Consider the following 15,392-nt stretch of genomic DNA (forward strand, 5'->3'; position numbering starts at 1 on the left):
TGCTGTTTACACATTCTGCTATTGCTAATCGCTATTTGTATTACTTGTTCTATATTTCTTTTATTTCATTGCCTATGCTTTCTTTCAGCGCAGCATCATATGTCAGCCGTGATGAAAGTGCGGATATGCCTGCATTGATAAAGGTGTTCTGGGGCGTTACAGGCCTTTTAATGCTAAGCGTCATTACAAACGACATACACCACTTTGTGCTTTCAGTCACCAAAACATCTGACACCAGCGACCATATCAGCTACCATTGGCTCTATTATGTCATTTTTGTATGGTCTTTCGTCGTCACGCTTGGTTCCTTTATACTGCTCATCAAAAAGTGCAAGTTGTCGCAGTGCCGCAGAAAATGGTATATCCCGATCATTCCGGCAGCTGCTGTTTTTGTGCTGATCATCGTTTACTATATCTGCGACGGAAGCTCACCGCAGATATATGGTATCAGTCTTTACAACATACAGGAGATATACCTCTTTTTGTACATGGGACTGTGGGAAGGCTGTATCCGTATCGGTCTTGTTCCCTCAAACACAGGGTACAACAGACTGTTTGAGATCACACATATCAATGCAGAAATGGAAAGCGCTGACAGAAAGACAGTGTACTATTCGATTGATTATTCCGATACCGAGGGTAATATAGATTACAGCCGCAAAACCTATACGATCAAAGGCGGTAGCGTGACATGGAGCGAAGATATATCCGCTCTGAATCGGCTCAACCATGACATTGAGGACGTTACAGAGCTTATCGAAGGAGAAAATGATCTGATCGAAGCAGAGAATAAATTCACAGCTGAAAAAATAACTTCCGAGACGCAGAACAGACTCTATGACAAGATCGCACAACATACTCATCCTCAGCTTGTGAAGATAGATGAGATAATGAACGGAAGCGATGAACTTGAAAACAAAATAGAGCGCTGTCTGCTGTTGGGAACATACGTCAAGCGTTGTTCAAATCTCATGCTCGCCGCTGATAATTGCCGCACAATGTCAACTAAGGAGCTGTATCTCTCTATCAAGGAAAGTATTGAACAGATGGGATTTCTCGGAATCGCCTGTGAACTGTCTGTAGGAGAAATGAAGGAACTGTCACCCGGAAAGATCATCACCGCCTATGATGTGTTTGAAGCTGTCATTGAATCCGTGATGGATAAAGCAAGTGCACTTTTCGTAAAAATATGTCCTGATGAAACAGTTCTGCTGGCAATAGAAACGGATCACGAAGTCGATACCGATAAGATCACAATTCGCAATCCCTATCTTAAACTCACATCATACACCGATGATGATATACAGCATATCGCCCTTACTATAGGAGGTACCGTAAATGGATAGCATCATGCAGAGCATTTTAGGCGGACTGACTTTGTGGCTGCTGCTTTGCTGTCTGACCTTCTTCCATATGATAATCATACATTTATTGAGTGACGGGAAATTGAGCCGTATCATCCTTTCTCTTGCAGAAATGCTCGTTCCGCTGGTGCTGTCACAGATATTGATGGATCATATCAAATATAATAACAGAGCATTTATAGAAAAACCTGTTGCTCTTTTGCTGATAGCTCTCGTTCTGACGGGAATTGCCATTCTGGAGATCCTGAGCTGTATCCGTTCAAGAAAACGCAGTCTGACGCTGATGTCCGTCAAGGAATGTATGGACGAATTGCCTGTGGGAATATGCTTTTATTGGGACGGAGGACTGACAAAACTGACAAACCGCAAAATGAACAGCATTGCCTGCAAGCTGACAGGCAGCGGTATAATGGATGCAGAAAGCTTTAAGAAAACAGTTTTCTCCGATAAGGAAGAACCCTTTGTCAGCACTGAGGACGGGAAAGCATACAGCTTCGTTTATCGTGAAGATGTTTATGACGGTAAGCCGATACATGAGCTTCTCGCCTATGATATCACAGAAGAATACCAGCTGACGGAGGAACTGCGTGAAAAGCAGAAGACTGCACTGAAGATCAACAGAAGACTCAAGGCACTTAACTCCACTATACAGTATCTGATTATGGATAAGGAGACCTTGCGTATCAAGATTCATATACACGACAGCTTCGGAGAAATGCTGCTTATGACAAAGCACTGCCTTGTGGATCCCGAAAATACCGACAAAAAGGAAATGCTCTCACTTTGGCGGCGGAATATCGCTCTGCTGAAAAATGAGGAACGGGAAAGCTGGCAGAAACCCTGCTTTTTCAGCCTGAGACACGCAGACAGTCTCGGTATCCGAATTGAAATGAATGGCGAATTACCCGAAGATGAAACTCTGATATCAGTAGTGGATTCGGCGATCACTGTTCACGTCACCAATGTCCTGCGTCACGCTGAGGGGGATATCGCGTATATTTCTATCGAAAAAACGCCGGAGGGCTATGTGATGCACTTTACCAACAACGGCACACCTCCATGTGCGCCTGTGAAAGAAACCGGCGGACTTGCAAATCTCAGGCGCATGACAGAAACTATCGGCGGTACGATGAAAATAAACAGTTCTCCGCAGTTTGAAATGATACTGCAACTGCCGGAGAAAGCACAGGAGGAATACGAAATTGGCATATAGGGTACTTATTGTCGACGACCAGAAAATGGTGCGGCAGATGTTTGAAACGGTGTTGAACGGCACATCCGATTATACGATAGCAGGAATGGCAAATACAGCGGCGGAAACTGTTCGGATATGCCTTGAACAAGAAATTGATCTTGTGCTGATGGATGTGGTCATGGGCTACGGCATGGATGGTCTTGATGCGGCAAAGCAGATAAAGCAGAAGCGTCCTGATGTGAAGATAATGATAGTTACATCAATGCCCGAAACCACATACATCGACAGAGCGAAGGAAATAGGCGTTGACAGCTTCTGGCACAAGGAAGTACAGGAGCAGCCGCTTCTCGAAATAATGAACAGGACTATGGCAGGAGAATCTGTTTATCCGACTGAGATGCCTGTGATAATATTCGGAAATACCGTCAGCACAAGCCTGACAAAGCGTGAACTGGAAGTGCTGCGTGAGCTTGTGGGAGGTTCGTCAAATGCGAAGATAGCCTCTGCACTCGGCATTTCAGAAAGAAGTGTCAAGCAGCATATATCGGATATGCTCGCAAAAACAGGCTTCAAAAGCCGCTTGCAGCTTGCTGTTGTGGCGAGAGGCGGCGGACTTGTCATAAATGATATTGAAATATAACTGAACAACTCCGACGCAACATCAGCCTCGCCGGAGTTTTTTGTTGAATTAATCTAAAAATCGTTCACTTTTACAGTCAATATTCGACAAGCACCCTTCCCTTTTGTACGATGTATAAAAACTGAATATGATATATAATTAAAGCACCTATAATTGCTCAAAAGAGCTTTTATTTATTAATGGAGGTGCGTTTAATTGAAAAAGATCACAGGAAGAATGGCGGCAATAGCCGCTTCCATCGCTCTTACGACAAGCGTTGTATCTCTCAGCGTTTATGCGCTGAACAGGACAAAAGGCGATGTCACAGGCGACGGAAAGGTCACTCAGGCGGACGCTGTATGGGCGGCAAGAAAGGCTGACGGAAAGGATATCGGCGATGTTTCGTTCGATGAATTAGCTGCTGACGTTGATTTCAACGGCAAATTCGACAGTGCTGATGCTCAGGCTATCGCAAAGTATGTTGCCGGCTGGAATGATACATCTGTCGGAGACAGCATTACCGAATCAGACCCTGTTTACACCCTCAGCATAAAATATCGTGATGATATTGACAAGAGCGTGCAGAATGCGGAGTTTGCTGCAGCAATTGCAAATGATAATAATTTCATTACAGCATTATCAAATGATAGTGAGCTTGAAGAGGCAGTTGGAGAATCTGATGAACTCTTAGAACTGTATTTAGAAGAGAAATATGAGGAACTTCTGATATTATTGCTTAATGAGCATGAGGGTGTTATGGATGTAATCCTTGGCGGTGAATTCGATGATCTGTCTGATTTTACTAAGGTCAAGGGCGGTCTCACTCTTGAAGAAGCCTATGCCCTTGCAAGAAAATTCCCTGATTTCTATGTAGATATTGATGCAGGCGGCGAAAAAGCACCGATGATAATTACAGAAGATATCGACGGATTTACAAATGATGAGAACATAACGAGTGTAACTCTTACAGCAAAGGTCATAGGCGGAAAAGCACCGTATACTTACAAATGGTATAAGGGCGGCAGCGAAGTCGGAACAAACGCAACATATACATCAGGTGTTACAGGTGACGACTTTGATAAGGAAGTGTACTGCCTGATAACTGATGCAGACGGAAAAACACTTGAAACAAACAAGACAGTGTTAAAAAATGTAGAGTTTGAAAGTCCATTGAAGATATGCTACGAATATGGTGGAAACGAGGACAATTGTAAGCAAACCCATGAAAAGAAGAGCTTTAGAAAATATGAAACGATCTCCAATGGAGACAAAGTTATCTCTGTAACAATGAATGCAATTTTCAAGGGTGGATCGGGATATATAACCGATTTTGATTTAGTTGACAGTGATGATCCGGATGAGCAATTTGTACAATTCTACGATGAAAAGGTGGATCCTTCACGCTATTCATATAAAATAACATTAAACCAATATCAGCGTGGAGAAACAGTAATTGCTGAAGGCAACCTGAAAAATGAATTATTTAATAAGGTAGCAAAAGCAGATTATGAAGAAAACGGATATTTATATCATCATAAACATCATGTTGAGCGAATTCAAATTCCATTAACGATTCTTTATGATGAGCTTGTAGATAAAGAATGGATTGAACATAATACCCAGTATACTTTAGGCGAAATATCATATTATCCGCCATTTAATAATCCAAATTATTATTATCCGAAATATAATATTACTCTGACTGATAATGTTACAGGCTTAAGTGAAACTATCGGTTTCTCATCTGCTGATTATGAACTACATAAAGGCATGGAATCACAGAATTAAAGGAGATACGCAATGAAAAAACGAATGACCGCTGCTTTTACTGCGGCTGCAATGATGGTCTCTGCATTGCCGTATACAGCAGCTGAAACTATCGTGAACGCTGTCTCCTCAGACCTTGTTATCCGTTCAGTAAGCAACTACACCTCCGAAGGTATAGCTGTTGATATCGACATATTAAAGAATACGGGATATATTTCTGGTTCTGTCGATGTGAACTGGGATAAGACTGCGCTCACACTTGTAAGAGTAGACTTCAATACAGAAGTCGCAAAGGATAACAATTCCGTTCCCGTTCCCGAAAACGGCGATACAGACGGAAATTACAGGCTCTCTCTCGGCGATTTCCTTGCAGAGGAAAACAATACCTCAACAGGAAGGGCCGCTACTCTCTATTTCGAGAAAAATTCACAGGACGATGACGGCACAGGCTATAATATTGACCTTAACAATTCCGATTTCGTAAACAGCAGCGTTTCTCAGCTCGTTGTTGATGAGATCGACTGCACCGCTTATGCACTTGATGTAAGCAAGATGTATGTAAGCGGCGATACCGTGAAAGGCTACACAGGTGCAAGCAATATAAGAGTCCCTGTAAATATGATAAACTCTCCCGGATATATCTCAGGTACTTTCGATATTGAATGGGACAAGGATAATCTCACTCTCACGGGTATCGAGTACAACGATGATATCGCCCCTGCACTGAATGCCGTTCCTATCCCCGAAACAGGCGTGACCACAGGAAGATACAAATTCTCATTCGGTGATCTGCTTGCAGAAGAAAACTATTCTTCCGCAGGCAATATGATGACACTTGTATTCAAAGCATCAGGAGATGCAGAGGGAACTTACCCCATAAACTTCTCCAATGCAGATATCGTGAACTATGATGTTCAGCAGGTGGAATGCAAATTCATCCCTGCACAGGTATCTCTCGAAAAGGGCGGAGCGATCTTCGACGAAAACACAAAAACCGTAACTCTATGCGGTAAGATCACCGATTATTGGGATATCAGACAGTATTCCATCAACAACAGCGCATGGGGCGATAAGCCCATCAGGAAGATGATAGCTGCCGAGGGTACTACATTCCCTGATGACTGCTCACATATGTTCGACGGTGTTGTCGCAGAGGAAGTCGATCTTTCCGGGGCTGATTTCTCCAATGTCACGAACATGAGCTATATGTTCAATAACAGCCGTATCAAGAAGATCAATCTTGCAAATTCAACTACTTCAAACGTTACCGATATGAGCTGGATGTTCTATGACTGCTGGAATCTGACGGATATTGATATGACCGGACTTGATACATCCAATGTCGTGAATATGCAGTGTATGTTCTACGAGATGAACGCAATCGAAGAAATTGACGTAAGCAGTTTTGATACTTCAAAAGTTACGAATATGGAGCGTATGTTCTCATACGATCCCAAGCTGAAAAGCATAGACGTAAGCAGTTTCAACACTGAGAACGTCACCAATATGTATTGGATGTTCTATAGCAATAATTCGTTGGAATCCATCAAGCTGGGCGATTTCAATACATCCAATGTCACTGATATGTACGGTATATTTGCATATAATCCGAATCTCAGTGATATCGACGTATCCGGATTTGATATGAGCAAGGTGACAAAAGGAGGTTCTATGTTCAGCGGCGATACCGCGCTGGCTCATAAGCTGTGTCAGGTTTATTCCTCTGAAAGAACACCGAAGAATGACGGTACGGCGGATTTCAAAATCTATCTCAGTGTCGGAAGCGATGCGGATGAACTTATCATCCGTGATACAGACGGTACTATGATCGGTGATTATTTCCCGGATGAGATTGACGAGCTGAAGGATGAAAACGGCAGAGTTGTAATAAAATACAATGCTCCATTAACCAGTAGAGGCGAGATAAAGATACATGCAATGGATCCTGACAGCAGGCTTCTCATACATACGAATGCTGATGGTATGCTGCAAACGAACGGGGTAACGCCTTATTCATTTGCACCGTCTGTACTGACCGTCGGAGATGTTTATATGCCAGGTGATACATTCTACTTGTATAACAAGTATATTTACAGCAGCCGTGATAATAAAAATATCAAATTCTCCGGTACATACACAGTCTCTTCTGTCGGTTTGGATGGTAACGCTCATAGCGACTGCGCTTCAATACTTTTTACTAAAAATAATGAAAATCTCAGTCTTTATGAAACTGCAAACGGCAAACCTATAGGCTTCAAGATCGTATCAGGAACAGGATCATACAGCGATCCCTACAGATTTGAATGTATTTTTGATATGGAGCTTAGTGAATCTTCATTAAAGGAAGCAACCTGTACAGAGGATGGAAGTAAGCAGTATTACTACGGCAAATATGGTGAACAGTATCTCTATGCAGATAAGTCCTTCACTCGTCTGACCGATCAGAACGGTGATAACAAGGTTGACGCAAATGATGTGAAGATACATGCTTTCGGTCACGATTATGATGAACCTGTTTATGAGTGGAGCGAAGATAACGCCTCTTGTACAAAATCCAGGACCTGCAAACACGATCCTTCACATATCGTATCCGAAACAGCAGAAGCTGTTAAAAAGCAGGGAAATCACGGCGGTGAATATGCTGAAGCTGTATTCAGTATAAATGAAACAAAGTATGCACATACAGCCAATATCAGCGATGATGGCGTTCAAAACGGAAGCTACAGTAATGAAATGAACGATATCCAGACAATCACGATCCCTGGTGCTGAGAAACTCAATGTGACACTGAAATACGGTACAGAATCAGGATATGATTATCTCAATATCTATACCGGAAATCCGTTCTCTGACAATGATGACTATGATGAATACACTGAGATCATTGACACGGTTTCACCCGTAGCTCATTACGATGGCAACTATAATTCTCCGGAGACTGTAAAATTTGAAATCGAGGGTGATACGGTCACATTTAACTTTACCTCTGACGGAAGCCAGACATATTACGGCTACTACGCAATAGTTGAAGGATCAGGAGACGGCGACATTCAGACTAAGTGGACAAAGCGTGTTGATATCTCCGATGGAACATTTGTAGCTAATCCTATAACATACGCTTACGACGGCGAAGAACATACAGTTTCCGGTGTTGTGAAGTATGAAGGCGAAAAACTCACAGACGGCGAGGATTACACTCTCAGCGGAAATACAGCAACTGAGAAGGGTGTTTACACCGCTAGAGTTGAAGGTATCAACGAATTTGACGGTGAGCTGAATGCGGTCTGGAGAATATGCGATGCATATAATGTAAAGGTGATCATTGGTGATACTGAAACCAATACGTCATATGAAGAAAAAAGCCTTGTAAGATGTGAATCTGTTGGAGAAGGCGGATGGTTTGTTAATGACGTACTTACAAGTACAAAGAACAGGCTTTCGTTTACAGTTCTTGGAGATACAGTTGTAGAATGGAGAGAAGGCGAATTCTCAAAGGAAGGCATTGTAAACTGTGTTCTTTCAGATAGAAAACCAAACGGAGAGTATACTACAGTTCTTGCCACTTCTACATGGGCTGTTCCTGATGAAGCTGTAATACTTGCAGCAGGTACAGCACGCTGCTATGTTTCCATTGATGAAGACGCGCCTGAAAAGAATATACTTTTTGAATCAGGAAAGAAATATATGTCTTCGCTTACAAAGACTAATGGTACATTCCAGTATGATGTAAATATGGGAGCAGAAAACGGAGCGAAAAAACTCTGCATGGTTGCCTATGTTACATATCAGATTGGCGATGAACAAATTACCGTAATCTCCGATGTGGCAACAAGTATGAATGAATAAGAGGTGTAAAAATGGAAAAAAAATATACAACTCCTGAAATGGAGATCACCGAATTTGAAGCAGAAGATGTTATAACAACAAGCGGTGGGGCTAACGGTAACAACGAATATGAATACGGCGGAAGTGTAATAGACTGAATCATCTGTTTATCCTTGATCAGGCGGCTTAATGCCGCCTGATTTATATTATAAAATGCCTTATAATGGAGGAAAATATGAAACTTGATCCTAATTTTATTACTCATGAAACAATGGGTGAGCATTATATGATAAGCACCAGCGATACCAAATTCAAGGGTATCGTCAAAAACAATGAAACAGCGGCATTTATCGTGGAGTGCATGAAAGAAGACACTACGGAAAGTGCTATCGTTGACAAGCTCCTTGCGGAGTACAAAGGCACAGACCGTCCGACCGTGGAGCATGATGTAGCAAACATCATCGGCAAACTTCGTTCCATTGGGGCTGTCGAGGAATGAACACACTCTACAAAGATCTGATCTATCTGCTGTCCTGCGCCGTGAACGGTATCACGCCCAACAGGTCAAGAGTGCAGGCTATGGACTTGGAACGGCTCTATCGGCTTGCGAAGTTTCACACGGTTCGGGCGGCGGTCTGCATTGCCCTGAAACGTGCAGGAGTTCAGGATAAGGAATTCGACCAGGCATACAAAAAGGCTGTCCGCAAAAATATCTATCTCGATATGGAGCGAACGGCTATCCTCTCGGATTTTGAGGACAATGGCATTTGGTATATGCCTCTGAAAGGCTCGGTGCTGAAAGAGCTATATCCCGAAAACGGTATGCGTGAAATGGCTGACAATGATGTGCTTTTTGATGCCGACAAGCAGGAGCAAAGCAAGGAAATCATGCTCTCGCACGGCTATACTGCGGAGCATTACGGCGTTGGAAACCATGATGTTTATATGAAACCGCCCGTGCTAAATATTGAGCTGCACACGGCACTTTTCGGCTCTGCTCACGCTGAACCTCTTTTCAAGTATTATGCCGATACAAAGCGTTTGCTCAAAAAGGACGAGGGTAATAATTACGGCTATCACTTATCCGATGAGGACTTCTATGTCTACATGACCGCCCACGAATGGAAACATTATGATGGCAGCGGTACAGGAATACGCTCAATCTTGGATTGCTATGTGTACTGCAAGGTCAAGGGCGATTTGCTTGATTGGGATTACATAACAGAGCAATGCAGACAACTTGAATTATCAGATTTCGAGCAGGAACGCAGAGCATTGGCGTTCAAGGTCTTTTCCTCGGATAGATTCCTTGAGCTGACGGACGGCGAGCAGGAAATGCTGATGTCCTACCTCACGGCTGGAACATACGGTACGTTCGATATTGCTATCAAAAAAAAGCTGAAAGTCCAGACAAAATTGTCGTTTTGGGTGCATAGTATTTTCATTCCACATAAGCAAATGGCGGCATCTGTGCCGTTCACAGCCAAAAGCTCTCTGCTGTACCCTGTGGGCGTAGTTTGGCGGTGCGGTCGGGTGCTGATAAAACGGCGTGATATGCTGAAACAAACGATAAAGGCTGTGAAAAGGTATGGTAAATAAGTATAAGATAGCGAATAAGGTGGTAGAGGTTACGTCAATTTATTACGAGGTACATGAATACTGGCAGGCGATGTTTCTGATGAGCTGCTTGCAAAGATTAGAAAATTTGGGGAATCGTTATGAGAAGCCGTGCGAGCAACACTATTTCATTAGCCCATGGTCTATTGAAATACTGAAAAACTGTGTCATATAAGTTGTTTTGAGGCTTTTGAAATATTGCAAACAAAAACAACACCCTATTGAAATATGATTGGAGCCGGTTATCCCGGCTCCTTCTTATTTATATATACTTTCTTTTGTGTTCTTTAAGCCTGCGATAGAAGGTGTTGGCTTGAAGCCCCATTTGTTTCTGAAATTCCACGGCTGTGATATACCCGGACTTCCACTGCTCATACAGTTGTCCGAACTTAACCCAGTCAATAGGGATAGGCTGCCGACCTTTATACTTACCCTGAGACTTGGCGATGGCGATACCTTCAAGCTGTCTCTGTAAGGTCTGCTCACGTTCAAGCTCTGAAAGTGCTGCAAATATCGACATAACGAATCGTCCCTGCGGAGTGTTGGTATCGATGTTCTCCTTACTGCTGACAAGAGTAACCTGTTTCCGCTGAAGTACATCGATTATGTTGAGCAGATCTCGCGTGGAACGTCCAAGTCTGCTGATACTCTCAATATACAGGGTATCACCTTCGCGGACATATTCAAGCATCGTTTTAAGCTCAGGACGATTGGCGTTCTTACCGGACATCTTCTCGGCAAAGACACGTTCCACCTGATACTGCTCCATGATAGCTTCCTGCCTGGCTGTTTCCTGATGCTCTGTCGACACGCGGATGTATCCTATCTTACCCATCAAAATGCGCCTCCATAGCAGCTTTCATAGATGTCTTCTCCGTACATGTGCTTCACGTCCTTGAGTGCTTCATAGAGCAGGCTATGGTCTACAAGCATCTCCTCGACTTCATCGCAGGTATAACCATATCCTAGTAAAAGCTCCACATCAGAACTGTCCACGCCGTAGCAGCCGCAATAGGCTAGCAGGATTTCCTCATGCATATTATAATAAGAAGAGTCCTCATAGTCATACCAGCTCATGTACTTGGAGTGATATATCTTAGGTTCATACCGTGAACGTGTGATTTTACCGTTCTTATCAATACGAAGAATGTCTCCTTCTTCTGTATCAACACGCTTGCTCTCGAATTTGTGCAGTCCAAGTTGCTTCAGTGCCTTCTTCATGATAGTCTCAGTGGAAGCATATATGTACAAGCCAATAGTATCAAAGTGAAGGAGGCACATTGGATTGCTCCCCTTTATAATGTATAGGCTATTGTACTGGTCAAGGACAGTGAAGGTGAAGTTACCCTCCACAGTCTCAGCCATGTACTGCAAGCTATCAAAATTGAGCTTGCCCTGCTTCTCTATCAGTTGAACACTGATATACGAGTCGGTGTCGATATAGGAAGTCGGTATAACACCTTCCTTACGAAGATCCTTGTCATTCCATAATACTCCATTGTGGGCAAAGGCGAACTCCTTATCAGCATGACCTGCAAAGGGATGGTTGTTGTAATTCTGCTTTCTGTCACCCTGTGTAGCCAGTCGCGTATGTCCCATAATCGCCTTTGTACCGTCAGGAGCATTGAAGTGTATCTTGTGAGCAGGCTTAGGACGTTTGAAGATAGTGACCTTTCCGTCTTTGATGTAGCTGATACCTGCTGCATCTGTACCTCGTTCCTCGGCAACATTAGCAAGTGCTTGGGTGAGCTTTCTCAATACCCTATATGGGACAATACCTTTATAATCTAACCAACCGAACAATGCACACATAGCTCATTCCTCCTCATTATCATCGTCGAATCCAATAACTCCGCCTGCAAGCAGGATTGTTGCAATCGTTCCAACCGTCTTAAGAACATCCTTTATATCCTGCTCCGTATCAGGTTCAATATCGAATAAATCCGCCAAAAGGCCCATTTTACATTTCCTCCTCAGTGTTGATATTCTCGTTTATATACAATCTTCGTTCCTTCAGGTATTGGATAAGTTCAGGTTCTTTTATAGTGTCTACAAACTCGGACCAAGACATCTTTGCTATACCTTCATCAGTCAGATTAACAGCGAGGTCACAGATAGCATCAACCAGCTCCAATGCTGCGATAAACGTGTTATATTTGAGCGTACCTCTGAACAGGCGGAACTCTATCGTTGCCCAGTTCATCAGGTTCACCGCAGCATACCTTCCGTTGTTGCCTTTCTTGGCTTTGTCCAGTATCTCACGCCCTGTCTTTTCAAAGCCGTAGCGAGCTGCCCATCTGTTCATGGAGTATTCGGTACGACGACTGAACCTCAGAAGCTCATTCCAATGATGTTCTACAAAATAGAGGATGCGTGCTATCACAACATCCTGCTCATCACGGTCTTCGCCAAAACAGTTGCGGTTAACGTGTATATGCAGACCACAGGTACTTGTCTGATGACTTCTGTATCCAAGGTATATAGCCTTTTTCATGATATTATCCCAGCAATAGTTCTTATGGTACTCAAGACTCATGGGATGTGTAACTATCTCCATTCCGTCGTCCAAAGAACCATCGCCCTTGATATACACATGCTCCTCATCCTTATTGGCAATAGCAAGTATTTCGTCTGCGTTGTCCGAGTCTTTGCCTGCTCCGTCAATTTCCAACTCTACGCCAAAATAGCGCTGGCTGTCACCGTAAAATATGGGGTCAGGTTTGTAGCCGTAGTCATGAATAGAGCGGCTTTTGTCAACTTCATCGTGGTAGCAGTCACTGCAATAATCGTAACCGTCGAGGTGGTATGCATCGTCCTCGTGGAGCAGAGTGTCACAGCTTGAACAGCGGGTATAGTGATTGTGATAGCAGTGGCTGCAGAGAGTGGTATAATCATCGCCATAGCTTTCGCTGGTCCAAATTATAGCACCGCAGCGATCACATGTCGTGGTATGCTGTTCAACACAGTCCATACATACTATATCGCCGTCGACAGTTTCATAGTCTTCGTCTTCACTTATGATTGCTCCACAGTGTGAGCAATATAGTACATTTTCTTTGTTTTCTTCCATTGATAAAACCTCCGTAAAATGAAAAGAGCCAGCCCCGAAGGGCTGGCATTAGTTTTAATATTCACTTGCAAGTAGCATGGTACTGTGATCCCCATCATCGATGATATACAGCTTTTCAGTAATAGGTGCATCTGACGGTATCATGTATACCTGTCGATATTCGAGTTCTTCTGAACTATGGACAATCGACTGCATAGAACCCGATGGACTCAGCTCAAAAACCTGTAAGTAGTCCTTCGGAGCAGGCATATGCTCTACGCATTCCCATAGAAACAACTGCAGTTCCAACGGAATCGTACTATCAACGCCACAGGTGAGATATCGGCTATTGTCAAACATTTTTGATCCTCCTTTCGCATTATTGCGAGTACACGTAAGCATACTCATAGTAATAATGTATATATGGAAAATCAAAATAATAGGAAGATACACAAAAAGAAAAAGGCCGTAAAAGGCCTTTTTTGAAAAGAATGAATTACTCTGTAATTATATATATATCAGATTTCAAAATAATAGGAATTTGTGGAGCATCAAGGGATTGTTGTGAGAGCTAATTTGCCTATAGTACCTAGTGTTATTCCAAAGATGTTTGAAAACACTTGCTTCCTTGACTTTGGGCTACTGTGCAGTGTATAATATGTATAGTAAGCAGTAAATATATTTGAATCCCTATAACACAGACAGGAGGAAATAGCATGATATTCAGAGACTGCAGAAATTATTACGGACACAGCGTTGAAAAGGTGGTTTCTTATGTTCGGAGACAGCTTAGCATTGAACTTGAAAAGAACAGATATGAGTATCAAACGGCAGAGGTCGTACAGAATGCAAAGCCCATAACTTCACCTGTTATTCTTGTTATCGAAGGACAATGTTATGTTGGCATTACCTCAAATCCCGTACAGAGTCTGACAGCACATGGCATTAACATTTTTGCCTCAAATACATATTTTTGCACAGATATCCAGAAAGAAGATGCACAGCGCTGCAAAGAGGCGGTAACAGAACTGGAAGGATACGAAGCAGTCTGCGATCCTGAAAACGATCGCTCAGACACTCCTTATCCGCAGCTGTATCTGTATATTTACAAGATCTCGGATAACACAAACGAAAAGCCTGAGATAAGTAATTTAACTCCGATTGAAGATCTGCCCGAAGGCAGAAATATAGTCCGTTTTGTTATGCGCAACGGCAGTGCAGATGTGCGTATTTTACCTGAGATCAACGAAAAACTGTGTAACGATCTTATTACAGAGATCAGAGAAGGTATATCTTCTCAGCAGCTTGCAGAGGTATGGATAAGACACAGAGAGCTGAATATGATCAGCGTGCTGTTTGGGGATGGTTGCTGTATTATCAACTATGATGCAGGCACCTCACAAATGGGCGGTTACCAGAGTTACCGCAGCGGAGCGACCTCACGAAGAAAGGTTCAGCTTTATTCCAGTGAATATCCTGAGTATATGCTTTGTCGTGATATGCAGGTGTTGGAGGTAATACTGCAATATTTCCTGCTGAAAGGGAAAAAGCCCGGGAAACGTCAGAATATTAAGTGGGTAAATATGAAATATGACGGATGGGATTAAAATGAAAAATGATACAGATAGTCCAGCGAGGGGACTTCTTCGTTCATATTTGTATTCTTGACTTTGGACGATAGTGCAGTGTATAATATGGATAGTAAGCAGGTTAATATGATAAACACGGGATTTATCAGCTTTCTGCTAAAGGAAGGATGCGGTAGTGACTATGATCGAGATTTCCTATCTACAGATGTTTATTTTTATAACTCTCATTTGGATACTTGTGCGATTCATAATTGTGATCAGATTCAAGAAGTTTTCAGTAAAACGCGAACTTCAGATGCTTCTTGTATACATATGCCTTGTAGTTATTGCAAGATTTGTATACTTCCCGTTACATTTTGTTGACGGG

Annotated in this window: 14 protein-coding genes and 1 pseudogene; 10 read left to right on the forward strand and 5 right to left on the reverse strand. The window is 42.8% G+C overall.

The features are described 5' to 3' along the window. The first annotated feature begins 74 nt into the window (after positions 1 to 74). The 8 genes from BT105_RS11080 (at position 75) to BT105_RS11110 (ending at position 10,369) form a co-directional block, all read left to right on the forward strand. Entirely contained in the window at positions 75 to 1,346 is a 1,272-nt protein-coding gene (locus tag BT105_RS11080; protein WP_143186582.1) for a hypothetical protein, read from the forward strand. Next, a complete protein-coding gene (locus BT105_RS11085) occupies positions 1,339 to 2,577 on the forward strand; it encodes a sensor histidine kinase (RefSeq protein WP_072300800.1) in 1,239 nt (412 codons plus the stop codon). Before BT105_RS11080 ends, BT105_RS11085 begins: the two co-directional genes overlap by 8 nt. Then, positions 2,567 to 3,199 (forward strand): response regulator transcription factor, encoded by a 633-nt coding sequence (locus tag BT105_RS11090; RefSeq protein ID WP_072300801.1) that lies wholly within the window; start codon positions 2,567 to 2,569, stop codon positions 3,197 to 3,199. Before BT105_RS11085 ends, BT105_RS11090 begins: the two co-directional genes overlap by 11 nt. 195 nt (positions 3,200 to 3,394) lie before the next feature. Next, entirely contained in the window at positions 3,395 to 4,966 is a 1,572-nt protein-coding gene (locus BT105_RS11095) for a dockerin type I domain-containing protein (protein ID WP_072300802.1), read from the forward strand. A gap of 12 nt (positions 4,967 to 4,978) precedes the next feature. Further along, positions 4,979 to 8,791, forward strand: coding sequence for a BspA family leucine-rich repeat surface protein (locus BT105_RS11100; protein WP_072300803.1), 3,813 nt, complete (start codon positions 4,979 to 4,981; stop codon positions 8,789 to 8,791). A gap of 11 nt (positions 8,792 to 8,802) precedes the next feature. Next, entirely contained in the window at positions 8,803 to 8,928 is a 126-nt protein-coding gene (locus tag BT105_RS15365) for a hypothetical protein (RefSeq protein ID WP_278289648.1), read from the forward strand. Between the two features lie 77 nt (positions 8,929 to 9,005). After that, entirely contained in the window at positions 9,006 to 9,269 is a 264-nt protein-coding gene (locus tag BT105_RS11105) for a PqqD family protein (protein ID WP_072300804.1), read from the forward strand. Next, positions 9,266 to 10,369 (forward strand): nucleotidyltransferase domain-containing protein, encoded by a 1,104-nt coding sequence (locus BT105_RS11110; RefSeq protein WP_072300805.1) that lies wholly within the window; start codon positions 9,266 to 9,268, stop codon positions 10,367 to 10,369. The genes BT105_RS11105 and BT105_RS11110 overlap by 4 nt, the downstream gene beginning before the upstream one ends. 280 nt (positions 10,370 to 10,649) lie before the next feature. On the opposite strand, the gene BT105_RS11120 is transcribed toward BT105_RS11110, so the two are convergent. Genes BT105_RS11120 through BT105_RS11135 form a run of 5 tightly spaced genes read right to left on the reverse strand, consistent with a single transcriptional unit; the run spans position 10,650 to position 13,844 of the window. Then, a complete protein-coding gene (locus tag BT105_RS11120) occupies positions 10,650 to 11,222 on the reverse strand; it encodes a recombinase family protein (RefSeq protein ID WP_072300807.1) in 573 nt (190 codons plus the stop codon). Further along, positions 11,222 to 12,199, reverse strand: a complete 978-nt coding sequence (locus BT105_RS11125) for a class II glutamine amidotransferase (protein ID WP_072300808.1) — start codon at positions 12,197 to 12,199, stop codon at positions 11,222 to 11,224. The genes BT105_RS11120 and BT105_RS11125 overlap by 1 nt, the downstream gene beginning before the upstream one ends. A gap of 3 nt (positions 12,200 to 12,202) precedes the next feature. Next, the gene (locus BT105_RS15060; RefSeq protein ID WP_177243965.1) at positions 12,203 to 12,346 is read right to left on the reverse strand and encodes a hypothetical protein; all 144 of its coding nucleotides are present in this window, start codon (positions 12,344 to 12,346) and stop codon (positions 12,203 to 12,205) included. A 1-nt stretch (position 12,347) separates the two neighbouring features. Beyond that, positions 12,348 to 13,457: an amidoligase family protein gene (locus BT105_RS11130; RefSeq protein ID WP_072300809.1), complete on the reverse strand. Its 1,110-nt coding sequence runs from the start codon at positions 13,455 to 13,457 to the stop codon at positions 12,348 to 12,350. A gap of 54 nt (positions 13,458 to 13,511) precedes the next feature. Then, positions 13,512 to 13,844, reverse strand: a complete 333-nt coding sequence (locus BT105_RS11135; RefSeq protein ID WP_347497006.1) for a DUF960 domain-containing protein — start codon at positions 13,842 to 13,844, stop codon at positions 13,512 to 13,514. Between the two features lie 308 nt (positions 13,845 to 14,152). On the opposite strand from BT105_RS11135, the gene BT105_RS11140 reads away from it, so the two are divergent. After that, entirely contained in the window at positions 14,153 to 15,043 is an 891-nt protein-coding gene (locus BT105_RS11140; RefSeq protein WP_072300811.1) for a hypothetical protein, read from the forward strand. Between the two features lie 163 nt (positions 15,044 to 15,206). Next, a pseudogene (locus BT105_RS15195) lies at positions 15,207 to 15,392 on the forward strand (VanZ family protein); the annotation flags it as partial.

The sequence above is a fragment of the Ruminococcus flavefaciens genome (assembly GCF_900119075.1).
GTDB classification, from domain to species: domain Bacteria; phylum Bacillota; class Clostridia; order Oscillospirales; family Ruminococcaceae; genus Ruminococcus; species Ruminococcus flavefaciens_Q.